This is a genomic window from Lactiplantibacillus mudanjiangensis, from assembly GCF_005405385.1.
In the GTDB taxonomy this organism is placed as follows: Bacteria; Bacillota; Bacilli; order Lactobacillales; family Lactobacillaceae; genus Lactiplantibacillus; species Lactiplantibacillus mudanjiangensis.
The window spans coordinates 235,320-257,553 of the sequence record NZ_BJDY01000003.1 but is presented as its reverse complement, the minus strand read 5'-3'; the positions used below and the strand labels follow the sequence as shown (position 1 = coordinate 257,553).

At 43.8% G+C, this 22,234-nt stretch carries 23 protein-coding genes; 18 read left to right on the top strand and 5 right to left on the bottom strand.

Annotation, left to right across the window (positions count from 1 at the left end; all coding sequences use genetic code 11):
* Nucleotides 1–45 precede the first annotated feature (45 nt).
* The 7 genes from rnpA (at nt 46) to FFM84_RS06015 (ending at nt 8,133) form a co-directional block, all read left to right on the top strand.
* Complete coding sequence (rnpA, locus tag FFM84_RS06045; protein WP_130844510.1) at nt 46–390, top strand: ribonuclease P protein component; 345 nt, start codon at nt 46–48, stop codon at nt 388–390.
* Between the two features lie 14 nt (nt 391–404).
* Nucleotides 405–1,238, top strand: a complete 834-nt coding sequence (yidC, locus tag FFM84_RS06040; protein ID WP_130844511.1) for a membrane protein insertase YidC — start codon at nt 405–407, stop codon at nt 1,236–1,238.
* Between the two features lie 649 nt (nt 1,239–1,887).
* Complete coding sequence (gene jag / locus FFM84_RS06035; protein ID WP_130844512.1) at nt 1,888–2,706, top strand: RNA-binding cell elongation regulator Jag/EloR; 819 nt, start codon at nt 1,888–1,890, stop codon at nt 2,704–2,706.
* Nucleotides 2,707–2,948: 242 nt separating this feature from the next.
* Nucleotides 2,949–4,340, top strand: coding sequence for a tRNA uridine-5-carboxymethylaminomethyl(34) synthesis GTPase MnmE (mnmE, locus tag FFM84_RS06030; protein WP_130844513.1), 1,392 nt, complete (start codon nt 2,949–2,951; stop codon nt 4,338–4,340).
* A gap of 26 nt (nt 4,341–4,366) precedes the next feature.
* Nucleotides 4,367–6,280: a tRNA uridine-5-carboxymethylaminomethyl(34) synthesis enzyme MnmG gene (gene mnmG, locus FFM84_RS06025; protein WP_130844514.1), complete on the top strand. Its 1,914-nt coding sequence runs from the start codon at nt 4,367–4,369 to the stop codon at nt 6,278–6,280.
* 674 nt (nt 6,281–6,954) lie between these two features.
* Nucleotides 6,955–7,542: a signal peptidase I gene (lepB, locus tag FFM84_RS06020; RefSeq protein WP_130844515.1), complete on the top strand. Its 588-nt coding sequence runs from the start codon at nt 6,955–6,957 to the stop codon at nt 7,540–7,542.
* A 204-nt stretch (nt 7,543–7,746) separates the two neighbouring features.
* Entirely contained in the window at nt 7,747–8,133 is a 387-nt protein-coding gene (locus FFM84_RS06015) for a helix-turn-helix domain-containing protein (RefSeq protein ID WP_130844516.1), read from the top strand.
* Nucleotides 8,134–8,183: 50 nt separating this feature from the next.
* On the opposite strand, the gene FFM84_RS06010 is transcribed toward FFM84_RS06015, so the two are convergent.
* Nucleotides 8,184–9,062, bottom strand: a complete 879-nt coding sequence (locus FFM84_RS06010) for a DegV family protein (RefSeq protein WP_130844517.1) — start codon at nt 9,060–9,062, stop codon at nt 8,184–8,186.
* A gap of 208 nt (nt 9,063–9,270) precedes the next feature.
* On the opposite strand from FFM84_RS06010, the gene FFM84_RS06005 reads away from it, so the two are divergent.
* The 4 genes from FFM84_RS06005 (at nt 9,271) to FFM84_RS05990 (ending at nt 11,004) form a co-directional block, all read left to right on the top strand.
* Nucleotides 9,271–9,780 (top strand): Panacea domain-containing protein, encoded by a 510-nt coding sequence (locus tag FFM84_RS06005; protein ID WP_130844518.1) that lies wholly within the window; start codon nt 9,271–9,273, stop codon nt 9,778–9,780.
* Between the two features lie 73 nt (nt 9,781–9,853).
* Nucleotides 9,854–10,102 carry a hypothetical protein gene (locus tag FFM84_RS06000; protein ID WP_130844519.1) on the top strand — a complete coding sequence of 83 codons (249 nt, stop codon included), beginning with the start codon at nt 9,854–9,856 and terminating at the stop codon, nt 10,100–10,102.
* 54 nt (nt 10,103–10,156) lie between these two features.
* On the top strand, nt 10,157–10,441 hold the full coding sequence (locus FFM84_RS05995; protein WP_137643807.1) for a hypothetical protein: 285 nt from the start codon (nt 10,157–10,159) through the stop codon (nt 10,439–10,441).
* A 110-nt stretch (nt 10,442–10,551) separates the two neighbouring features.
* The gene (locus tag FFM84_RS05990) at nt 10,552–11,004 is read left to right on the top strand and encodes a GNAT family N-acetyltransferase (RefSeq protein WP_130844521.1); all 453 of its coding nucleotides are present in this window, start codon (nt 10,552–10,554) and stop codon (nt 11,002–11,004) included.
* 67 nt (nt 11,005–11,071) lie between these two features.
* Here the strand turns inward: FFM84_RS05990 and FFM84_RS05985 are convergent, their stop codons facing one another.
* Nucleotides 11,072–11,542, bottom strand: a complete 471-nt coding sequence (locus tag FFM84_RS05985) for a GyrI-like domain-containing protein (RefSeq protein WP_165444455.1) — start codon at nt 11,540–11,542, stop codon at nt 11,072–11,074.
* 79 nt (nt 11,543–11,621) lie between these two features.
* On the opposite strand from FFM84_RS05985, the gene FFM84_RS05980 reads away from it, so the two are divergent.
* Both FFM84_RS05980 and FFM84_RS05975 read left to right on the top strand, forming a co-directional pair.
* Nucleotides 11,622–12,581 (top strand): helix-turn-helix transcriptional regulator, encoded by a 960-nt coding sequence (locus FFM84_RS05980; RefSeq protein ID WP_130844523.1) that lies wholly within the window; start codon nt 11,622–11,624, stop codon nt 12,579–12,581.
* Nucleotides 12,582–12,635: 54 nt separating this feature from the next.
* Entirely contained in the window at nt 12,636–13,028 is a 393-nt protein-coding gene (locus tag FFM84_RS05975; RefSeq protein WP_130844524.1) for a DUF1398 family protein, read from the top strand.
* A gap of 82 nt (nt 13,029–13,110) precedes the next feature.
* Here the strand turns inward: FFM84_RS05975 and FFM84_RS05970 are convergent, their stop codons facing one another.
* Nucleotides 13,111–13,659: a hypothetical protein gene (locus FFM84_RS05970; protein ID WP_130844525.1), complete on the bottom strand. Its 549-nt coding sequence runs from the start codon at nt 13,657–13,659 to the stop codon at nt 13,111–13,113.
* Between the two features lie 712 nt (nt 13,660–14,371).
* On the opposite strand from FFM84_RS05970, the gene FFM84_RS05965 reads away from it, so the two are divergent.
* The gene (locus FFM84_RS05965) at nt 14,372–15,184 is read left to right on the top strand and encodes a 2-keto-4-pentenoate hydratase (protein WP_130844526.1); all 813 of its coding nucleotides are present in this window, start codon (nt 14,372–14,374) and stop codon (nt 15,182–15,184) included.
* Nucleotides 15,185–15,279: 95 nt separating this feature from the next.
* Here the strand turns inward: FFM84_RS05965 and FFM84_RS05960 are convergent, their stop codons facing one another.
* On the bottom strand, nt 15,280–15,816 hold the full coding sequence (locus FFM84_RS05960) for a phenolic acid decarboxylase (RefSeq protein ID WP_130844527.1): 537 nt from the start codon (nt 15,814–15,816) through the stop codon (nt 15,280–15,282).
* 116 nt (nt 15,817–15,932) lie between these two features.
* On the opposite strand from FFM84_RS05960, the gene FFM84_RS05955 reads away from it, so the two are divergent.
* The 3 genes from FFM84_RS05955 to adhE all read left to right on the top strand — a co-directional run bounded on the left by FFM84_RS05955 (nt 15,933) and on the right by adhE (nt 19,903).
* Nucleotides 15,933–16,481, top strand: coding sequence for a PadR family transcriptional regulator (locus FFM84_RS05955; RefSeq protein WP_130844528.1), 549 nt, complete (start codon nt 15,933–15,935; stop codon nt 16,479–16,481).
* Between the two features lie 78 nt (nt 16,482–16,559).
* Entirely contained in the window at nt 16,560–17,021 is a 462-nt protein-coding gene (locus FFM84_RS05950; RefSeq protein WP_130844529.1) for a universal stress protein, read from the top strand.
* Nucleotides 17,022–17,308: 287 nt separating this feature from the next.
* Entirely contained in the window at nt 17,309–19,903 is a 2,595-nt protein-coding gene (gene adhE / locus FFM84_RS05945) for a bifunctional acetaldehyde-CoA/alcohol dehydrogenase (protein ID WP_130844530.1), read from the top strand.
* Between the two features lie 618 nt (nt 19,904–20,521).
* On the opposite strand, the gene FFM84_RS05940 is transcribed toward adhE, so the two are convergent.
* Nucleotides 20,522–21,211 (bottom strand): N-acetylmannosamine-6-phosphate 2-epimerase, encoded by a 690-nt coding sequence (locus tag FFM84_RS05940; protein ID WP_130844748.1) that lies wholly within the window; start codon nt 21,209–21,211, stop codon nt 20,522–20,524.
* A 151-nt stretch (nt 21,212–21,362) separates the two neighbouring features.
* Here FFM84_RS05940 and FFM84_RS05935 point away from each other — a divergent pair, with 151 nt between their 5' ends.
* Nucleotides 21,363–22,178, top strand: coding sequence for a MurR/RpiR family transcriptional regulator (locus FFM84_RS05935; protein ID WP_130844531.1), 816 nt, complete (start codon nt 21,363–21,365; stop codon nt 22,176–22,178).
* The last annotated feature ends 56 nt before the right edge of the window (nt 22,179–22,234 follow it).

The window sequence follows — 22,234 nt, the reverse complement described above, 5'->3', positions numbered from 1 at the left end:
AGCAATTCGCTCAGGTGAGCTTGAGCGCACACATGGAGATGGATTATGCGAAAATCATATCGGGTAAAAAAAGAAGCTGAGTTTCAGCAGGTTTTTGAGACCCGCAACTCGTATGCCAATCGTCAATTTGTCATTTACGTTTTGGACAAGCCAGCGCAACCTCATTTTCGGGTCGGTATCTCAGTTGGTAAAAAAATTGGGAATGCTGTTGCCCGTAATTGGGTGAAACGCCGGATTCGGCAATCAATTACAGAGTTAAAGCCGCAACTGAAACCAGATGCTGACTTTCTTGTGATCGCTCGACCAACCGTTGCCGGTAAGTCGCAAGCCGAGACCAAAGCTTATCTAAGCCATGCGCTAAAGCTAGCGCACCTGCTGGACAATGATTAAGTGAGGATATTCGTTTGAAAAAGTATAGAAAAATACTGGCAATGCTTTCCGTGCTAGCCATTGCGTTAGTACTGACCGGGTGTAGTAATACCCCGATTACGGATAAGAGTACCGGATTTTGGGATGGCGGTATCATCCTAAACTTCTCACGGGCGATTATTTGGTTGTCACACTTGTTCGGTCAGAGTTATGGACTTGGGATTATCGCGTTTACGTTGATTATCCGGATTATCATTTTGCCATTAATGATCTTCCAAACTCGTAGCATGTTAGCAATGCAGGAAATTCAACCGCAGATGAAGGCTTTACAAAAGCAATATTCATCACGCGATATGGAAACTCAGCAAAAGCTACAAGCCGAGATGAAGAAGCTTTATAGCAAACATGGGGTCCATCCAATGGCCAGCATGTTACCATTATTAGTTCAGTTACCAATTTTGATTGCGTTGTACCAGGCCATCTGGCGGACGCAAGTCTTAAAATCAGGGACGTTCTTATGGTTACAACTTGGTAGTAAAGATCCATATTACATTTTGCCAATTCTAGCAGCGTTATTTACGTTCGCTAGTTCCTGGTTAGCGATGAAGTCGCAACCAGAACAAAATGGGATGACACAGTGGATGACCTACTTGATGCCGTTAGTCATTTTGGTTACCGCCATCAATGTCCCATCTGCCTTGTCACTTTACTGGGTGATTTCCAACGCGTTCCAAGTTGGTCAGACAATGTTGTTGCAAAACCCATTTAAGATCAACCGTCAACGTGCTGAAAAGCAACAAGCGGCTAAAGATCGTCAACGTGCGATTGAACGTGCCAAGAAGCGTGCGATTAGAAATCATAAACGTTAAATACAATGAGACCTGCCATGTGGTGGGTCTTTTTTTGTTGTCTATTTAATAAACTATGCCACCTACGTCAGCCAGTGATTCTGCCAGCTGTGGGACCGGCTTCAGCCAAAGTGCGGGCTTCCACCTCGCTTTTAAGCCTAGCCAAAACCGCTAGTCTCAAAAGTCGTCCACATCGTAAGCCCGGAAAAGATCATCCGGACCAACGATGTTTTCACGGCCGGCGCCATCACCGGCTGGCTCCGGTTAAATTACAGATGTTAATCAACCGACATAACCGAGAGTGAGCTCATATTGAGCCCAGCCGTGGGAGGCATCTTAGCGATTTATCGCTTAGATCCTGGCGCTTTTGAAACACGGGGTTAGTGGTTCACAACGATGGTTCAGACCGCCTTTTGGCTGAACCGGTCCGCCCACAGCGTTCCGGCTCAAGGTGAGCGAACGGTAGGTGGCAAGCCGATCTATTTTTGATTGATGGATATACTTGCCCATATCAGCGATAATTGCTAAAACAATAGTCAATCTTTAGTGGTTTATATCAAATTGAATTTATTTTTACTGAATAGTCAATAATGATCTTGTGAGGTTCCGACCCCATCGATAACCATGAAATGCTATAATAAGCACAGGTATTTTATCGAGGAGGATTATGATGACAGTATTTGAAGGTCATACCGTCGAAGCAGCAATTGCCGCGGGACTTAAACAATTACAAACAACTCGCGATCAAGTGAACACTAAAGTTATCGCTAACCCTAAAAAGGGATTTTTAGGATTGGGGAAACGCTTGGCTCAAGTGGAAATCACGGTTAAGCCGGTCGCAACACCAGTGGCACCTAGCCAACCAGCAGCGGTATCGAAAAAGGCTGTGGTTAAACCGAAAATGCCACAATCATCAAAGCCAAAAGCTAAAGCGCCAGTAAAACCCAAAGCTGCGGTTAAGGCAAGTCCAAAACCAGCTAAAGTGGTTGAAACACCGCAACGGACGGATGCAGAAATTGCTGAACGTCAAGCAGCCAACGAACAAGCTGTGCGGGATTTAAGTGCGTACTTGTTGGAAGTGGTTAAACAACTAGGTATTCCAGCTGATTTGGATGTAGACTTTGGCAATCGCTATGCGACACTTAATTTTGACACGGCTAAACAAGGCTTACTTATTGGGAAGCATGGTCGGACAATTAATGCGTTACAAGATTTGGCGCAAGTTTATATGAATCATCATGGGGCGTCGCATGTGAATGTGGTTTTAGATGTCGATGACTATCGAGAACGGCGGGCAGAAACGTTAAAACGATTAGCGGAAAGTACGGCGCGCGAAGCCGTTGCGACCGGCAAGCAAGTCTTTTTAGATCCAATGCCATCGTTTGAACGAAAGTTGATCCATGCAGAACTTGCTGATAATAATCACGTGACGACCTTCTCAGAGGGCCGCGATCCGCACCGGGCCGTGGTTGTTGCGAGTCGTAAATAGCTCATTTAAATTAACGCAAACAGGCGTTTGACAAACATCAATTGAGCTATTATAGTAAGTGGTAATCATTCTTATCTTTTAGATAAAGTAGTCAAAGTGCTTTATCCACGCTTTAAGGTGGCGTGGACTAGGCGCTTTTTTTCTGCATTTTAGGACATATCATTAACTAATTAGTTAAGAAGCTTGGTATAGTATTAGGCGTTAAAACGCTGTGACATGGTTAGAAAGGAAATGATGATGACATGCCGACGACCACGGAATTTGATACGATTGCGGCTATCTCGACACCACCTGGTGAAGGTGGAATTTCAATTATTCGGATTAGTGGGGAGCAGACTTTTGAAGTCGTTACCCAACTGTTTAAAGGTAAAGACTTGAAACAAGTGGCTAGCCATACGATTAACTATGGCCACATTGTTGACCCGGAGACGCACCAAGAAGTCGATGAAGTGATGGCTTCAGTCATGCGGGCACCGAAAACCTATACACGTGAAGACGTGATTGAAATTAACTGTCATGGTGGTCTAGTTGCCACTAATGAGATCTTACAGTTGATTTTGAGCCACGGCGCACGGATGGCTGAACCAGGTGAGTTTACGAAACGGGCCTTTTTAAATGGTCGTTTGGATTTATCACAAGCCGAAGCCGTGATGGACTTGATTCGAGCAAAAACGGATAAGTCAATGAAGGTTGCCCTCAATCAATTGGACGGGAACTTATCAACGTTGATTCGACACTTGCGCCAAGACATTTTGGACGTCTTAGCCCAAGTCGAAGTTAACATTGATTATCCGGAATATGATGCGGTTGAAGCGATGACCACCAAGATGCTAACCGAAAAAGCCGCTGAAGTGAGTCAAAGTATCAATCAATTGTTGGCGAGTGCCAAACAAGGAAAAGTGTTGCGTGAAGGGCTTGCTACCGCGATTATTGGTCGACCAAATGTGGGTAAATCCAGTTTGCTGAACCATTTATTGCATGAAGATAAAGCCATTGTGACGGATGTGGCCGGTACCACACGTGACGTGATTGAAGAATACGTTAATGTGCGCGGGGTACCGTTGAAGCTAGTTGATACTGCGGGCATTCGGGATACCGAAGACAAAGTTGAAAAGATCGGGGTCGAACGTAGTCGCAAGGCGATTGGCGCGGCTGACTTGGTCTTACTAGTCTTAGATAACAGCCAACCGTTGACGGATGCTGATCTGGAATTGTTAAACGCGACTGAAGAGACAAAACGGATTGTGATTTTAAACAAGACCGATTTACCAGCACAATTGGATCAAGCTAAGCTTGCCAACCACGTGGAGATGGCCGATGTCTTAAAAATGTCGGTCTTGAAACAAGCTGGTGTTGAACAACTTGAGCAACGGATTGCTAAACTCTTCTTTGACGAAGGGATTGAAAGTAGCCAAAACAGTGTGATGGTAACCAATGCGCGCCATATTGGGTTGCTTAATCAAGCTAAACAGGCCTTGCAAGATGTGCAAACCGGTTTGGCTGCTGGGATGCCAGTCGATTTAGTACAGATTGACATGACCCGTTGTTGGGAATTCCTTGGACAAATTACCGGGGATAGTTATGAAGACGAACTATTAGATCAACTATTTAGTCAATTCTGTTTGGGTAAATAGCGTTAGCATGGAGGAAATCGTTAATTATGACAAAAGTAAAGCAATACGCGGGTCAAGACTACGACGTGATCGTAGTCGGTGCCGGCCATGCCGGTTCTGAAGCCGCGTTAGCCGCTGCGCGCATGGGTAACCGGACCTTACTCATGACCATTAACTTAGATATGGTCGCTTTTATGCCTTGTAACCCATCAGTTGGGGGTCCGGCTAAAGGGATCGTGGTCCGTGAGATTGACGCCTTAGGGGGCGAAATGGGCCGCAATATTGATAAGACCTATGTTCAAATGCGGATGCTCAACACGGGTAAAGGCCCAGCTGTGCGGGCATTACGGGCCCAAGCGGACAAGCATGCTTATCATGCAGAAATGAAGCATACCATTGAACGTGAACCTAATTTGACTTTGCGCCAAGGGATTGTCGATGGGTTGATCGTGGAAGATGGGATTTGTAAAGGGGTCATTACCAACACTGGGGCGCGTTACAGTGCCAAGAGTGTGGTCTTAACCACTGGGACCGCTGCTCGTGGGAAGATTATTATCGGTGAATTAATGTATTCATCAGGTCCTAACAACTCGCAGCCAGCGATGAAGCTATCTGGTGATCTTGAAAAGCTTGGCTTTGACTTGGAACGATTCAAGACTGGGACGCCGCCACGAGTTGATGGGACAACCATTGACTATAGTGTCACCGAAGAACAACCGGGCGATCCAGAACCCCATCATTTTAGCTTTGAAACAGATGATGAAGCCTATTTAGATTTAAAGCATCAATTGTCTTGCTGGTTAACGTACACCAACGAAACCACGCATAAGATTATTCGCGATAATCTTGATCGTGCACCAATGTTTACTGGTGTCATTGAAGGTGTTGGCCCTCGTTATTGTCCATCAATCGAAGACAAGATTGTGCGCTTTGCAGACAAGAAGCGCCATCAATTGTTCCTCGAACCTGAAGGCCGTAATACCGACGAATGGTATGTTCAAGGGTTATCGACATCGATGCCAGAAGAAGTGCAACAAGAGATCTTGCATTCTATTGCTGGGCTTGAAAATGCTGCGATGATGCGGCCAGGTTATGCGATTGAATATGATGTTGTGGCCCCTTACCAACTAAAAGCTACCTTGGAAACCAAGCTGGTTAAGAACTTATATACGGCCGGACAAACCAATGGGACTTCTGGTTATGAAGAAGCTGCGGGTCAAGGGTTAATCGCCGGGATTAATGCCGGTTTACGAGCACTTGATCGTGGTCAAATGACGTTGAAGCGTAGCGATGCCTATATCGGTGTGATGATCGATGATTTGGTCACTAAGGGAACTAAAGAACCATATCGCTTATTGACCAGCCGGGCTGAATACCGCTTAATCTTGCGTCATGATAATGCTGATTTACGGTTAACCGACAAGGGACATGAACTTGGATTGATCGATGATGATCGTTATACGGCTTTTGAAGCTAAACGTGAAGCAATTAAGAATGAACTTGACCGATTAGGCAAAATAAGAATTAAACCAACGGATGAGGTTAATCAATTCTTACGCGACCGGCATTCGGGTGAATTAAAAGATGGTGTTTTGGCAGCTGACTTTTTGAAACGGCCTGAAGTTCGTTATGCGGACCTAGCGCAATTTATTCCTGCTGCGCCAGCACCATTGGAACGACACATTGTCGAACAAGTTGAAATTCAAATTAAGTATGCAGGATATATCAAGAAGGCCGAAGAACGGGTGGCTCACTTGAAGAAGATGGAAGCTAAGCAAATTCCTGACCGGATTGATTATGACGCAATTGATGGCCTTGCAACCGAAGCCCATCAAAAACTTAAGAAGATTCAACCGACAACGATTGCACAGGCGTCACGAATTAGTGGCGTTAACCCCGCTGATATCGCTATTTTGAGTGTTTACATTCAACAAGGGCGTATTGCAAAAGTTGCTGACTAATTAAAGGTTGAAAGATATTGGCTCTAAATTAGCCACCTACGCCAGCCAATGATTCTGCCGGCTGTGGGGACCGGCTCCAGCCAAAGTGCGGGCTGCCACCTCGCTTTTGAGCCTAGCAAAAAAACGCTAGGCTCAAAAGTCGTCCATATCGTAAAGCCCGGGGAAATCACCGGACTAACGATATTTTCACTGCCGGCGTCATCACTGACTGGCTCCGGTTGTCTTGTGGACGTTAATCAATCGAGTCATCACTACTATAACCGAGAGTGAGCTCACATTGAGCCCAGCCGTGGGAGGCTCTTAGCGATTTATCGCTTAGAGCTTGGCGCTTTTGAAACACGGTTTGGGTGGTTCAAAACGACGGTTCAGACCGCTTTTTGGCTGAACCGGTCCGCCCACAGCGTTCCGGCTCAAGGTGGGTGAACGGTAGGTGGCAAGTATGACTAGTTTTGATCGATGAATGCTTATCATATCGATCAACGATCATTGCTAAAAAGTAGCTTTCAACCTTTAACTAAACTGAATTAATGATTAGCGAGCTGGAGATAAATTCTCGGCTCGCTTTTTTATTCGCGGATTCTTTAAATTTATAGTAACCTGGCAGGATTAACGGACACACGCCTATAATTGGATTATAATGATTTAGAATTAGCTGGGTAGAGGGAGTTCGTGGGATGAAAACGTTTAAGAATGTCATGAGTTGGGTCTTGCCAATTATTGTGGGGTTACTGATCGCAATGGTGATTCGCCACTTTGTTTTTTCGATGGTGCGAGTTGATGGTCCATCGATGGAACCAAATTTAGAAAATAATGAACGGGTGGCGGTGGTTAAAACCGCTAAAGTTAAACGGTTGAGCGTGGTAGTCTTTAATGCCTATCATGTTGATCCAGATGCGACGTCAGCCAATGTGAAGTATGTCAAACGGGTGATTGGGATGCCGGGCGACACGGTCAGTTCCAAGAACGGCCAGCTTTACGTGAATGGTAAAAAAATCTCACAAAACTTTATCAGTCAATATGAACGAACTCAAGGAACGGGTAATTGGAACTTGTGGTCGTTATCCAATAAATACAGTTGGCATGTGAAGACGACTAAAGTCCCCAAGCATGATTATTTTGTGCTAGGCGACCATCGTTCAGTGTCTAATGACGGGCGTTACTGGGGTTTTGTGCCCCAAAAGAAAGTGATTGGTGTGGTTAAAGTACCATTCTGGGATACGGATGCCACAAAGCGGCATAATGTGAATGCGTTAGGTCAATAAATGAACGTGGTTGAGCTGAAAATTCAGTTCAACTACGTTTTTTTGACTAATCGTTCAGAAAAACGAACTCAAAGTTGAATTCTGATTAGAAGCAGGTTAGAATAATGAGTAACAGCCCTTAAATGGGGCCTTAGAACGGAAACCGTACTAACTATAATTGCCGGCGTGATCGCGTCTGTTTAAATATTAAAGGAGGCTATTAATATGAGTATCTTTGCCGAACGATTGAAAGCAGCCATGCAACAAGTACCAATCACATCAGCGCAATTAGCGAAACAAACGGGGATTGGTCGTTCATCTATCAGTCAGTGGTTGAGCAGTAAGTATGTGGCTAAACATGATAAGGTGGTTGTCTTGGCCCAAGCCTTGCAAGTTGAACCTGAGTGGTTAATTGGTGCCGAGGTAACTGAACCAGTTGCTAGTGAACCAACGATTGATCCTGAGTTGTTAGCCGTTTGGGAACAATTGGATGTCATTGGTCGCGCGAAGCTCTTGAAAAAGGGTCATAAGCTGGTTGCTAAAGCTAGTGAACCGACCAAAAAGCCCACTAAAAAAAGCAAAAAGAAAAAGTCGAAGAAAGCATCACGCTAACTCGACTTCATGTCGATAGTCAGCCGTTAATGGTTGACTATTTTTTATGATTAATTTTTAGTAATCGGCCATTTTTCCCAGTCTTGGGCCCAAAAGAGTCCCATGACACCTTCACCGACATGAACACCGACAACTGGGCCGATTTCGCTTTCGTCAATGATCAAATTTGGAAAACTGGCATGTAAATCTGCGACCCATTCAGCTTGGAGCTTAGGATTGTTTCCATTAACGACCATGGCACGTAATGGCTCTTTCGTGGTTGCCAGGGCGTGCGCTAGTTTGGCTTTGATGCCTTGATAGGCGCGCCGCATGGTCCGTTCTTTTTCAATTGCGATAATCTTACCAGCATCGTCAAAAGTCAAAATAGGTTTAATCCGTAAGAGGTTCCCAACTAGCCCGGAGGCATTCGACAAACGACCAGTACGAACCAGATGACTAAGGTTATCGACAATGAAGAAAACTTGTGTTGTGGCGCGCAGCTTGGTTAACTCTTGGAGTACTTGTTCTGGTGAATAGCCGGCTGCAACGAGTTTTGCTGCTAGTAAGACCATATTGGCTTCACCACCCGCGGTGATTAAGGAATCAAATGGGTAAACTTTAATGTTGGTGACGTTTGGTAAATAGCTTTCTAAGTTTGGGATGAAGCTAGTGATCCCAGAAGACAGATGAATACTAATGACCGCGTCATACCCGTCAGCTGCTAGTTGATCATACATTTGTTGCATTTGTCCCAGCGTGACTTGAGTCGTGGTTGGCAGTTTCGCCGCAGTTCGCATCCGTTCGTAAAATTCTTTCGATGTGATTTCGACGTTTTCTAGATAAGTTTGTTGGCCGAAAATGACGGTGATCGGCACGACGTGGATGTCGTATTTTTGAATATCCGCGGCGGACAAGTAACTCGCACTATCGGTAACAATTGCTGTTCTCATTTTTTCCCTACTTCCATACTGAAAGATTTAAGTTGTATTATAACGCTACCGCGGGGATGAAGCTAGTTCACGGCGAAACGTGAATTGTAAATCTTTGGTATTGTTTGCTTGAAGTTTAGTACTAGGTAGTTGTATTGTGTTAAGATTACTGCAACAATATAATATGAAGATACATGATATGTTGAATTATTGGAGGGGGGATCTAAGTATGCTGAATCAGTATGTTTTTAACGATGTTAATGAGTTAATTGCACATTTAATGAATAAATTGGACAATCCGACACCATTAAAAATTCAAAAGAGCTTGTATTTTTTATGGGCATTTTACACAGCGACCTATGGCAATATTGATTATGATGTTTCAGAAAATGAATTCGCACAAGGGACGCGTTATCCAAAAGAATTATTTAAAGCTGAGTTTGAGGCTTGGCGTTATGGCCCGGTTTTGAATAAAGTATATGCTGAAAATAAGAGTGGTCAATTTGATGATTTAAAGGATACATGGGTTCCTACCACAGCTAATGAAAAAGAAATTTATTCTTTTATTGATGATTTACTTGTTCAAATTAATGGCGTAAACGATTTTGGCTTAGTAGAGCGTTCGCATCAAGATCACGCTTGGAAAATAGCATTTAAAGGTGAGGACCATTGTAAAATGGATAATAAACAAATAAAACAGGATTATATTGGCTATGTCAAACAACAAGCCGAGTTTTAGACCACGATTATTAGGCAGTGGGTCTTCGAACAAACCGAAAAATGCACCGCGATTAAATGCTGGAATCAGATTAATGAGTAGCAATCGGCCACTCGCACTGAATGTGCATAATGCTGATGCTCAAGTAGCATTTTTAGAAATTTGTCGAAAGTGTCTAAAAATAACTGATTTGTCATTTTCCAATTACATTCCTAATGATATGTGGCTCAACGGTGATCGTATTGAAAAAGATGTGCAAGCTATTTGCCGAGAACCAGCACTTATTAAGAGAAGAACAACGCCTGTAAGAATGAATCAGCGCATTGAAAAGATATTGTTATAACATCTACCAGTTGACTTAGTACATGAGTATCGAGATGGTATTCGTGAGGCTGATATGGATAATTATGCGATGCAATTAACGAGACGAGGAGCTTTTAGGGCTTTTTTGATCTATGCAATTAGTAATCCAGGTAGTGATAAGGCTAAGAATTGGCTGGTTGTAGTACTGTTTGATCCATATCATTTGGTTTTTCCGGTTGCTCAGGAGAAACAAACAAAAGATGAATTTATGGTTAGTACTTTTAAACGGGTCAAAGATTATAATGAGACTTATGAAAATTACTTTAAGGAAGAGTTTCGAAATGTTCAGTTTCTTGATGTTGCAGATTTACTAAATTGATCAGTACTAGTAGAAAGCCACTATAATTGTGGCTTTTATTTTATGAATTTAATTGTAATCGTTCTCAAAAAAATAGATAATAAGAGCAAATATTAGAAAGGGTGGGGCTCATGAGTACAATTCAAATTCGACCCGCAACACCAGCAGATCAAGCAGCACTGGCACAGCTTTATTTAGTAGATCGCCAGCAAGACTTTCCATGGGTGACCAACCCAACGCTGGAAGATTTTGACACCGATAGTCAAGGCGAACTCGTTTTGGTTGCTTGGCAGGGCGATCAACGGGCCGGTTTTGCGTCTTTTTACCGGCCAGCTAATTTCGTACACTTGCTATTTGTTGCCCCCACAGCCCGCCAACAAGGGGTCGGGTTAGCATTGTTAACGGAGTTACGGCAATATGCGACGGCGCCACTGACTTTAAAATGTGTCATGGATAACGAAGCGGCGTTACGTTTTTATGCCAAGGTAGGGTTTCAAATTGTGGCGGCCAATCGTGATGCTTTGCCGGCAAACTATACTTTGAAAGATACGCAGGTGCATCAATATGTACAAGTGAATCGATAGTTTGGATAACTGAATTATCGTGTAGACAAAAACGACAGGACGATCGTCCTGTCGTTTTTTTGTTTACTTATTTTTCGACCAATGGCACCCACATTTCACCACTCACGCCGGTTGAAGTTGTCGTCGTTTTTACAGCTGTATTCGGACCACCAACATAAGCATAGTCGGTTAAAGTTGGTAGAATCTGGCCAAAAGCGAGTCCTTCCAAGGCGTTATATAAGGCCATTTGATCATCTGCTGTAGCGGTGATCACTAAATAGTTACCAGCTGGAAATTCAATTAAGCGTTGACCGGTTGTCGCCACCGTTGCGGGATCAATTTGTCGGCCAGCATAATAGTGTAAAACACCATTAATCGATTCGTTGACGGCGAATTCAAAGTCATTGACACCGGCAAGTGCGGCCAATGAATGAGCGGCGTTGATTTGGTCCCAGAAGGCAGCCTTTTGTTGCCCCATTTTAAGATAATCTCCAGTTAACGTTGTTTCTAAACCTAATACTGCGAAAGCGGGTTTGGTTTCAATTTGATAATTTGCCATGTGTGATGGCCTCCTTAAATATGATAGACTCAGTATAGCGACTAATAGTACCAAAAACTGACACTGTTTGGAGAAAATAATGACAAAAACGGCTCGCATCAATACAATGATGCGTTATATCAATAATCGACAATATTTCACGATTCGAGAATTGATGACCCAATTTAAAGTCTCTCGCAGCACGGTCATTCGGGATTTAAATAACATTCAAGAGTTAGGGATGCCATTAACTGCAAGTGTGGGACGCGATGGTGGTTACGCAGTGATGCAAAATCAATTATTGCCGGCTGTGCAATTTAATAGTGAAGAGTTAAAAGCCCTTTTCGTGAGTTTTTTAGCGACGTTAAATACACAATTACCCTATTTGCAGAACCGAAATACTTTAACGGAAAAGCTAGTGGCGATTGCCTCGCAAACCCAACAAGATGATCTACTAACGTTGCAGGAGCTATTAATTTTTGATCAGACAAATCCGCGTAATCCGAAACTAACGGAGCTGACAGATTTTGCACCGCCAATGCTCAAACAATTACTGAATATGTGTTTAACGAGTCGACAGTTGATCGTTACGTTAGCCGAGCGAGATTATCGCGTGTGGGTTCAGCATTTTTACACACGCCAGGCCACTTGGCTACTCGAGGCTTGGGATCTTAACGACCAAGTGGCGCTTGAATTAACGGTTAGTGATATTTTGCAAGCAGTACCGCTTGATCACGCTGCTGAAATGGATGATGCGACGATTACCGCTGCGATCAAAGCGGCGCAACCAACGCCTAATGTGCAGTTGCAGCTAAAGACTGAAGCGATTCAACGGTTCCGGCAACAGCCACATCCGACGAGTGTCTTAGAGTTTTTAGATCCGTTTCAACAGACGGCTCGGTTTACCTGTTACTTGGATGTGCGGCAGTCACAGCTCGTCACGGATTTTGCAGCGTGGGTGACTTTCTTAGGTCCTACGGCACAATTAACCCAAGCGCCAGCTGAATTGATTACGGCGATTACCACGCTTTGTACGACCATGTTAAACCAATTGTCTTAGCACGCTTTTTTGCGTAAGCTAAGTGTAACTAAACTTTAGAGGAGTGGCTTTGAGATGACATTAGATTATCATGCAATTGAACAAGCTGTGAATGCAGAAGGCGATGCTAGTGGCTTTGCCAAGTTAATGCAGGCCTTTCGTCAGCTAGGCGTGACCCGCTATGACTACTTGGTCGCGGACGGTCTATATCGCTATTATGATGCGGATAGCTATGTCGAGTTACGAATGAATGGGATACCGCAACCGGTCGCGACAACTGGAGATGCGACCTTGATTAAAGCGGCCGTTAAAGGTGCGCAAGCGGGGACGTTTGATTTTACGCGGTTTTGCGAATTAGCGGGTCAGGCGGGAGTACCGGTCTGGACGAGTGATCTGCGCACAAAAACCGTGAGTTACTATGACGCGCAACAGCGAGTCTTGTTGGCCGAACCAATTCCTGGATTGTAGCAATGATGTTTAGAAAACTGAATTTTTGTGAGAATAACAAAGCGATGATCGGTAAGATCATCGCTTTTACTAACAAATTAAGTTATTTAACGCGGACAAAAACAGCTTGGGTGACATCATTGTCAACATTGCGAGCAACGTGATAACCAGTTAAGCTGAGCTTACCATGTGTCCCACTAACTGTCTTTTTCAATGTCAGAGTCTGAGCAAAATCAATGCCAGATAATTTCCCTTTTAATTTAATAACTGTTTGATTTTTCTTATTTTGACTAACCGTGTATTTCACAGTACCAGAAACGATTAGTTTACCAGCCTTTTTCGCAGCGGCCTTGTCAGCATAGAACTTAGGAATGTTATAAATAACAACTTTGCCGTTAGACTTGAAGTCATAAGCTTCCATCCCGTTGCCACTATTAGGATTCTTAATGCTACCAGCAACATACCATAATCGGTTGGTGACTTGGACAGTTTTCTTCACATAAGCCGGTTTTAAGGCCGCTTGTGTGGTCGTTGCTGACGATGACTTAGCCGATTTTGAACCAGTTTGATTCGTGGCCAACCAGCCCCCGATAATGACGGCTGCAATGACGACGATTGTCCCAATAATCGTCCATTGACGCTTGTTTTTCATTTAAATCTCCACCTCAACTTTTCAGCCTATTGTATCATAGTCCCCCTAACTGACCCTATTAGTTTCATGATAGCTTAAACGAAATTTGAAAATACTCTCACTTTTTTTTAATGATTTGGGTTGACAGGCCAAAAAACTGGCGCTAAACTCTAATCATTAATTAAATTTAGATTAGAGACTTTGAGAAGGAACGATCCTAAATATCGTCAAGTTAGCGAGCTGTAGATTGGTGCAAGGCAGTCACGACGTTTTAGGACAGATCACCTTTGAGTTGAACCCCGAAAGTTAATGGAGGCGGTTCTGGATGGTACCCATTAGTGTACCGGCGTATCGCAATTGCTGTACGCGCTAAGGTGTTTATCGTGAGATGAACATGAATCAAAGGTGGTAACCCGTTATCGACGTCCTTTAACTAACTCAGTGGAGTTGGTGAAGGACGTCTTTTTTTGAAGTCATGAAAGGTGGTGAGGACGATGAAATCGGACATTCAGGTGGCTAGCTATCGAGAGGTCTGGCCAACGATAACTAGTCGCACAACGACGGTACTGGGACAAATCGTCCTGGCAACCGGCGGCAATCGGCCATAGGGGACACATAGTCACATGAACCACGCGCAGGCGTGACACATATATAGATACACAACACATAATAGCGCCACACACATAAGGTTAGTTTAACTAGTACGTTACACATAGAAATGGAGATCTTGCTTATGACGAATACCACCACAACAACACCTACTGAAACTGAAACAAAATTTGCCACTCAATTATTTGACGCGTTACGGACACAACATCCATTAAATGCGGCCGACTTTGCAGATGTCGTCGCAGATGAAGACGCTGCGTATCGCGTCCAAGATCATTTAACAACTTTAAAGAATCAGCCGGTTGGCGGTTATAAAGTTTCATTGACGAGTGAAGAAACGCAAAAGATGTTTGATGCGCATAATCCGTTGTACGGTGCGCAAGTGCAAGATCATTTTTTAGCTGCACCAGCGAAGGTTCGGCTAGGCCAATTAATGGATCCACTCGTGGAAGTTGAATTGGTCTTTAAGGCGAAAGAAACGTTGTCACCGGAGGATTCTTTAACCGATTTATGGCATAAGACTACGGTTGCACCAGGCCTTGAATTGCCTGATTCACGTTTTGCCGATTGGTTCCCAAGTTTAGCGAAGAACTTAGTCGTCGCGGATGCGGCGGTCGGGGGCTTGGTCGTCTATGGTGAGGAACGCGATACTGATCAACAGTTTGATTCAGTTGATGCCGTGGCAACTGTAAAATGTGAGTTAACACATGATGGTGAGACTCTTAAATCCGGTGTCGCAAGTGAGGTATTAGGTAATCCGTTGAATTCGTTACACTGGCTGGTGGGCAAGCTAGCAGAACAAGGGCGGGTGTTAACAAAAGGTCAACGGGTATCATCCGGGACCTTCGTGTTACCACCACATTTAACGGCGGGACATTGGCAAGCAACCTTTGATCAACAACTCGGTCAAGTCGATTTAGACGTAACTAACGATTAATCAATAGTAAAATTCAAGTATAACTTCAACGTAAAAATGCCATCGATGACTAAAAAGTCGTCGGTGGCATTTTTGACTTGTTTCACGTGAAACAATTATTTATTCAAGCGGTGGTAGTTTTCGTCAAAGTACTTACCGTTACGAATGTCGTCTGGTAAGCCTTCATAAGGGGCTTCGGCGATAACGTCATCGTTATTTTGACCAGCATCACCTTTGTAAGTGATCGTGGCAAATTCAGGCACGACCATCTTAGGATAAGTGGCGTACTTTTCGCGAGCAGCTTCCATTACATCGATATGATCATTTTGGAAAGTAACCGTGATTTCTGGATGTTCTTGAACCCATTTTGGGAAGAAAATCGTCCCGTTAACTTTGTTTTCGTTAGGTAAGAAGTCTAAAGCCACGTCGGTCCCAGTTGGTTCCGTCCAGGCAACCTTGTAGATGCCTTCGGTTAACATGACAATGTTGGCTTCTTGGTCTTTAACCCAGCGACCGGCAACCATCCCACCATGAATTCGGTAGTCAACAGTATGGTCATTCTTTGCATACCATTCGTATTCCCAGCCATTGTCGTAAGTGTAAATAAAGTGGGTGCCTAAAAAATCATCTAATGTTTTAAAAGTTTTGGTCATAATAAAAAGCCTTCTTTGTTTAAATTAGGTAAATTAAAACGTGTAATAAATTACATGTTTTAATCAACAAGGTTAGTGTATACTGATGTTAAACATTCGTCAAGGGGGAACTTCCAATGGCGCAAAAAAATAAGCTACAATTTATCATTTTAGGGCTCTTAAATCAGCAACCATTAACGGGTTATGATTTAACGAAAGCCTTTGATACCGAGATCGGTGAATTTTGGCAAGCCCAGCACAGTCAGATTTATCCGCAGCTCAAACGATTAGAAGAACAAGGCTATATCACACATGAAATTACCATCAGTGGCGAAAAACTTGAAAAGAAGCTCTATCACATTACGGCGATCGGACAGACGTTACTTGGCAGTTGGATTAGTGATGGAACGCCAGATTTAACCGCAACTAAAGACGAATTTATTTTAAAATTGTACTTTATCCAAACTAATCGTGATCCACGATTGAAGGCGATGGTGCAAGAACAATTACAATTGCATACCGATAAGCTCACTCATCTGCAACAGCGGTTAGCGACGGTCTTTCCAACCAAAGCGAGTCAAACGGCCAATTATGGTCATTATTTGATCTTGCAACACGCGTTAGGCCGCGAGGATTATTATGTAAATTGGCTTAACCAAACATTATCGGCATTACCCAAGCGTTGATGACGATACCGATTCGGCATTGAAACTGTTATAATAACCATGGACTGACCAATTCATCCTAATGAGGAGGGCAACAATATGGAAAATCAAGCAGTTAGTGATCCACTAGTCTATCGTCGGGTCTTATTAACGGTGGACGAAGATGATAATACCTCGTCAGAACGCGCCTTTCGTTATGCGTTAACGTTAGCACGGGATTATGACGTGACTTTAGGGATTGCATCAGTAATGGAAAGTGAAGATATCAATATCTTTGATTCGTTAACCCCATCAAAAATTGCTGAAAAACGAGCTCATGTTGAGCAAGTAGTTCGAGAATACGTTGACCTAGCCGAGCAGAATGGCGCTAAAAAGGTCGAACCACTGGTTTATGAAGGTGGCGACGTTGACGATGTGATTTTGGAACAAGTGATTCCCGACTTTAACCCGGATCTATTAGTGACGGGGGCCGATACGGAATTTTCGCATTCTAAAATTGCCGGTGCCATTGGTCCACGGTTAGCACGGAAAGCACCGATTTCTGTAATTGTGGTGCGGTAAATAATTGAACTTAACGAAGTGTCACCTAAAACAGGTGGCACTTTTTTAATATGACCATCGGGACTACTGATGTCCCACACGTGACATCGACCGGCCATTCTTGTTAATTAATGCACTTTGTTTAAAATTTACTGGGACACGTAAAAGCCCACCGGGTAAGGGCTTTAGAAACATTGATATGAAACGGTTTAAATTTTTATTTAGAAAACGCTTGCAAAAATAAAACGAGCATGTATAATGATGTTTGTAAAATAATTCACAAGGGGATTGAAACGGAGGAACCCATCATGATCAAGGAAAAAACCACTACTGTTGAAACTGAAGTTGACCAATTAGTGAAACGGTCAAAGAAGGCCCTCGCAGTCTTGAAAGACTACACCCAAGAACAAATCGATGCTTTATGTGAACAAGTTGCGGTCGCAGCATTAGACAAACACATGAAGTTAGCCAAGATGGCCGTTGAAGAAACCGGCCGGGGTGTGGTTGAAGACAAAGCCATCAAAAATATTTACGCCAGTGAATATATTTGGAACAGTATTCGCCATGATAAAACGGTTGGCATCATTAAAGATGACGACGAAGAACAATTGATGGAAATTGCTGAACCCGTTGGGATTGTTGCCGGGGTCACTCCAGTGACGAACCCAACGTCAACGGTAGTCTTTAAAGCCTTGATCTCGTTAAAAGGTCGTAACACGATCGTCTTTGGGTTCCATCCACAAGCGCAAAAAGCCAGTGCTGAAGCAGCGAAAGTCATGCGCGACGCGATTGAAGCTGCTGGTGGTCCAGCTGATGCTATTCTCTATATTGAACATCCAAGTATTGAAGCGACGAATGATTTAATGCATCATCCCGATGTTGCGACGATTTTAGCGACTGGTGGTCCCAGCATGGTGACGGCGGCTTACTCATCAGGTAAACCAGCTTTAGGTGTTGGCCCTGGTAATGGCCCAACTTATGTTGAAAAGACAGCAGATATTAAGCAAGCCGTTAACGATATTGTCTTATCTAAGACGTTTGATAATGGGATGATTTGTGCATCTGAAAATAGTGCGATTGTGGATGCTGAAATCTACGCGGAAGTTAAAGCTGAATTCAGTCGTTTGGGCTGCTACTTTGTTAAGCCAAAAGATGTTCAAGCCTTGAGTGACGCCGTGATTGATCCTAATCGTCATACGGTTCGCGGGCCAGTTGCCGGGAAGACCGCTTATCAAATCGCCCAAATGGCCGGTTTAAAAGATGTGCCGGTTGATTGCCGGGTCTTGATCGCCGAAATCAATGGTGTTGGGGTGAAGTACCCACTATCCGGTGAAAAATTATCACCTGTTTTGACGGTTTACAAGGCAACTTCACATGAAGCAGCCTTCAAACGGGCCAATGAATTGTTGCATTACGGTGGCTTAGGTCACACGGCTGGGTTGCATACGACCGATGACGAGTTGATCAAAGAATTTGGTCTTCAAATGCCAGCTTGCCGCATTTTAATTAACACGCCATCTTCAGTGGGCGGTTTAGGGAATATCTACAATAACATGACGCCATCATTGACCTTGGGCACGGGCTCATATGGGGGCAACTCGATTTCTCATAACGTTACAGATATGGATCTGATTAATATCAAAACAGTTGCGAAACGCCGGAACAACATGCAATGGGTAAAGATGCCACCTAAGGTTTACTTTGAACGTAACGCGGTGCGGTATCTTGAACATATGGATGGCATCAAAAAAGTCTTTCTCGTTTGTGATCCTGGGATGGTGCAATTCGGTTATGCTGATCGTGTTACGGCCGTCTTAAATAAACGGACTGATCCAGTGGATATTGATATCTTCTCTGAGGTTGAACCGAACCCGTCAACGGACACCGTTTATAAAGGGGTTGCCCGGATGAAGGCCTTCCAACCTGATACGATTATTGCGTTAGGTGGGGGTTCCGCGATGGATGCGGCTAAGGGGATGTGGTTATTCTACGAACATCCAGAAGCCTCGTTCTTAGGCGCTAAACAAAAATTCTTAGATATTCGGAAACGGACTTACAAAGTACCAGTTGCTAATAAAGTGACTTATATTGGGATTCCAACGACTTCTGGGACGGGTTCTGAAGTGACACCATATGCGGTTATCACGGACTCTGAAACGCATGTTAAATACCCAATCACCGACTATGCGATGCAACCGGATATTGCAATCATTGATCCGCAGTTTGTTGAAACCGTTCCAGCTCGGACAACGGCTTGGACGGGGTTAGACGTGATTACCCATGCAACGGAAGCTTATGTCTCCACGATGGCTTCAGACTATACTCGTGGCTGGTCAATCCAGGCCTTACAATTGGCCTTCAAATACTTGAAAGCCTCATTTGATGGCGATAAATTGGCCCGTGAAAAGATGCATAATGCGTCAACTTTAGCAGGGATGGCGTTTGCCAATGCGTTCCTTGGGATTAATCATTCGATCGCGCATAAACTTGGTGGGGAATTTAATTTACCACACGGATTAGCAATTGCGATCACGTATCCACAAGTGGTGCGTTACAACGCTGAAATTCCAACGAAGTTAGCAATGTGGCCGAAGTATAATCACAATACGGCGCTAGAAGACTATGCGAACATCGCGCGGGCTTTGGGCTTACCAGGCAAGACCGATGAAGAATTGAAGGAAAGCTTGGTTAAGGCGTATATCGACCTAGCACACTCAATGGATGTGACGTTATCCTTGAAAGCTAACCGCGTTGAAAAGAAACACTTTGACGCGACCGTTGATGAATTAGCCGAATTAGCGTATGAAGATCAATGCACGACCGCTAACCCTCGTGAACCTTTGATTAGTGAATTAAAAGCCATTTTGGAACGTGAATGGGATGGCAAAGGTGTTGAAAAATAAGACGTCACAATTCCTCCTTGTGAATTGAACGGTATAAATTGAATCGCCCGATCAACTGGCTAGTGGGCAGCCAGTTGATCGGGCGATTTTGTATGTAAACGGAAATAGTGGGCAGGACTAAACTGCAATGATACAATTAAATCGGTGACAATTCTTGTGCTGAGTTGCTGGTGACGCGTCCTAAATACAGGAGGTGTTGCCAGTGGATGATTATTTGCTAGGTAATTTATTTAGGAGACGGCTTTTTCGACTTGTTTATGATCAAGTTCGACGTCGCGAAAGTTTTGAAACAATTTCGCAAGCTACCACACGACGTTCAACGGATACTAATTTTGATGTTTTTTGGGTCAATTGTCATTATTAGTGTTGTCGCGTTGGTTCATGACTAACTAAACCAGACCACAAAAAAGTCCGTTGTTCGCACCAACGGGCCTTAGTGGTTTTTGAATCAAAGTTTCGCAAAAACTTCTTAGGGCGCGTTTCAATCAAGTCAAGCACGTTGCAAGCATTAATTGAAGCCAAAGGTCGAGGTAACGACAATTACCTCGGCTTTTTTTGCGGTTTAAGCCGCAAACACCTTATATCGTCATTATACTAGCTGACCGAGTCGTGTCAAGATTATTGAATAGCAGTGACAAACCGACTGGCGATCTCCAAAGGTCGTGTAATCGCGCCGCCAACAACCATGCCAGCTGGGTGTAAATCATGAACTTCTTTCGCCTGTTCAGGTGTGTGAATGCGACCTTCCGCAATAACATCAACATTGTGCGCGATTAACCCTTTAATGAGTTCAATGTCTGGTCCAGCTAGTTGCGGACTTTCAGCGGTATAGCCACTGAGCGTTGTGCCAACAAAGTCGATACCTTGTTCCCAAGCGTTGAGACCTTCAGCCAAGGTAGAACTATCGGCCATGAAAAGCTGATTTGGATATTTTGTTTTGATCTGATGGATGAAGTCATTTAAGGCTAAGCCATCATGACGTGGTCGATCCGTACAGTCTAAAGCAATGACGGCAACACCAGTGGTGACTAGCGCGTCAACTTCTTGCATGGTTGCCGTGATAAATGGGGCTTCTGGTGGATAATCCTTTTTAATAATCCCAATAATTGGTAAGTCAACGGCCGCTTGAATTTCTGTGATATCACGGATGGAGTTGGCGCGAATACCAACGGCACCGGCTTGAGCCGCAGCTTTAGCCATGAGCGGCATGACGCCACCGGTGGGACTGTATAAGGGCTCGTTCGGCAATGCCTGACAAGAGACGATCAGGCCGTTTTTGATTTGTTTTAAAAAGTCTATTTTTTTCATCATCCGTTAATCCTCCAAAACTGTTATTTGTTGGAAAATATCTCCAATTACAATTTAACAGATAAATAAACCGTTTTCAAACGATTTGGGAGAATTTCTCCAAAAAGAACGAAAAAACGGTATAATATTATCCAAAAGGATGGTGACGGGCATGCGATATGATTACGCGATTCATGAGCAGTATGAAAGTTTAACGCGTTCGGAAAAAAAGGTGGCCGACTACGTGTTAAAAGTTGGTAGTCAGTTGATGTATGCCACGATGAGCGACATTAAAGCCGCAACTAAAGTTGGCGATGCCACCATTATTCGATTTTGTCAGAAATTAGGTTATAACGGCTTTTCTGATTTTAAGATCGAGCTGGCCAAGGAAGATTTTACGCAACAGGCAGAAACGCGGCCAGCTGATTATTATGATGATATTAGTCGTCATTTGCAAGAAGCGTTAACGGCTACTGCCAAGTTAATTGAACCAACTAAGCTGAATCAAGCGATTGATTTATTGAGCCAAGCACGCCATATTTACCTCTTTGGCGTTGGTGGTAGTGGGCAGACCGGTGATGCGTTTAGTGCGATGCTGTTGCGGGCTGGTGTTCAAACGACTTCGATTAGTGACCCACATCTACAAGCGCAAGTTGCGTCATTATTGACACCGCGTGATTTAGTGATTGGCTTGTCATTGACTGGCCGAACCAAAGATACGTATGCCTCATTGAAGATTGCTGCCGACAATGGTGCGCGTATTATCGCGGTGACGAATAATCTCAATAGCCCGGTGGCACAGTTAGGCGAAGTTGTCTTACAAACGGCTATTGAAGAATTGTTAAACGGGGGTTCCGTAGCTGGCCGGATTTCACAGTTGTATATTGGTGAGGTCCTCGTTAAAGGCTATGAACAGCGTAACCAGGTCGATGCGGTGGCCTTGCGGGAACGTGTTTTGCGATCGATTATTGATAAGCGGATTGAGTGAAGCACATAAAAATTAAAGCGTCGTTCCGAGAAAGAATGTGTTGTCTTCTCGGAACG

Coding starts and splice junctions, on each gene's coding strand:
- rnpA (WP_130844510.1), top strand. CDS start 46: ATGCGAAAATCATATCGGGTAAAAAAAGAAGCTGAGTTTCAGCAGGTT.
- jag (WP_130844512.1), top strand. CDS start 1,888: ATGACAGTATTTGAAGGTCATACCGTCGAAGCAGCAATTGCCGCGGGA.
- mnmE (WP_130844513.1), top strand. CDS start 2,949: ATGCCGACGACCACGGAATTTGATACGATTGCGGCTATCTCGACACCA.
- mnmG (WP_130844514.1), top strand. CDS start 4,367: ATGACAAAAGTAAAGCAATACGCGGGTCAAGACTACGACGTGATCGTA.
- lepB (WP_130844515.1), top strand. CDS start 6,955: ATGAAAACGTTTAAGAATGTCATGAGTTGGGTCTTGCCAATTATTGTG.
- FFM84_RS06015 (WP_130844516.1), top strand. CDS start 7,747: ATGAGTATCTTTGCCGAACGATTGAAAGCAGCCATGCAACAAGTACCA.
- FFM84_RS06010 (WP_130844517.1), bottom strand. CDS start 9,062: ATGAGAACAGCAATTGTTACCGATAGTGCGAGTTACTTGTCCGCCGCG.
- FFM84_RS06005 (WP_130844518.1), top strand. CDS start 9,271: ATGCTGAATCAGTATGTTTTTAACGATGTTAATGAGTTAATTGCACAT.
- FFM84_RS06000 (WP_130844519.1), top strand. CDS start 9,854: ATGAGTAGCAATCGGCCACTCGCACTGAATGTGCATAATGCTGATGCT.
- FFM84_RS05995 (WP_137643807.1), top strand. CDS start 10,157: ATGGATAATTATGCGATGCAATTAACGAGACGAGGAGCTTTTAGGGCT.
- FFM84_RS05990 (WP_130844521.1), top strand. CDS start 10,552: ATGAGTACAATTCAAATTCGACCCGCAACACCAGCAGATCAAGCAGCA.
- FFM84_RS05985 (WP_165444455.1), bottom strand. CDS start 11,542: ATGGCAAATTATCAAATTGAAACCAAACCCGCTTTCGCAGTATTAGGT.
- FFM84_RS05980 (WP_130844523.1), top strand. CDS start 11,622: ATGACAAAAACGGCTCGCATCAATACAATGATGCGTTATATCAATAAT.
- FFM84_RS05975 (WP_130844524.1), top strand. CDS start 12,636: ATGACATTAGATTATCATGCAATTGAACAAGCTGTGAATGCAGAAGGC.
- FFM84_RS05970 (WP_130844525.1), bottom strand. CDS start 13,659: ATGAAAAACAAGCGTCAATGGACGATTATTGGGACAATCGTCGTCATT.
- FFM84_RS05965 (WP_130844526.1), top strand. CDS start 14,372: ATGACGAATACCACCACAACAACACCTACTGAAACTGAAACAAAATTT.
- FFM84_RS05960 (WP_130844527.1), bottom strand. CDS start 15,816: ATGACCAAAACTTTTAAAACATTAGATGATTTTTTAGGCACCCACTTT.
- FFM84_RS05955 (WP_130844528.1), top strand. CDS start 15,933: ATGGCGCAAAAAAATAAGCTACAATTTATCATTTTAGGGCTCTTAAAT.
- FFM84_RS05950 (WP_130844529.1), top strand. CDS start 16,560: ATGGAAAATCAAGCAGTTAGTGATCCACTAGTCTATCGTCGGGTCTTA.
- adhE (WP_130844530.1), top strand. CDS start 17,309: ATGATCAAGGAAAAAACCACTACTGTTGAAACTGAAGTTGACCAATTA.
- FFM84_RS05940 (WP_130844748.1), bottom strand. CDS start 21,211: ATGAAAAAAATAGACTTTTTAAAACAAATCAAAAACGGCCTGATCGTC.
- FFM84_RS05935 (WP_130844531.1), top strand. CDS start 21,363: ATGCGATATGATTACGCGATTCATGAGCAGTATGAAAGTTTAACGCGT.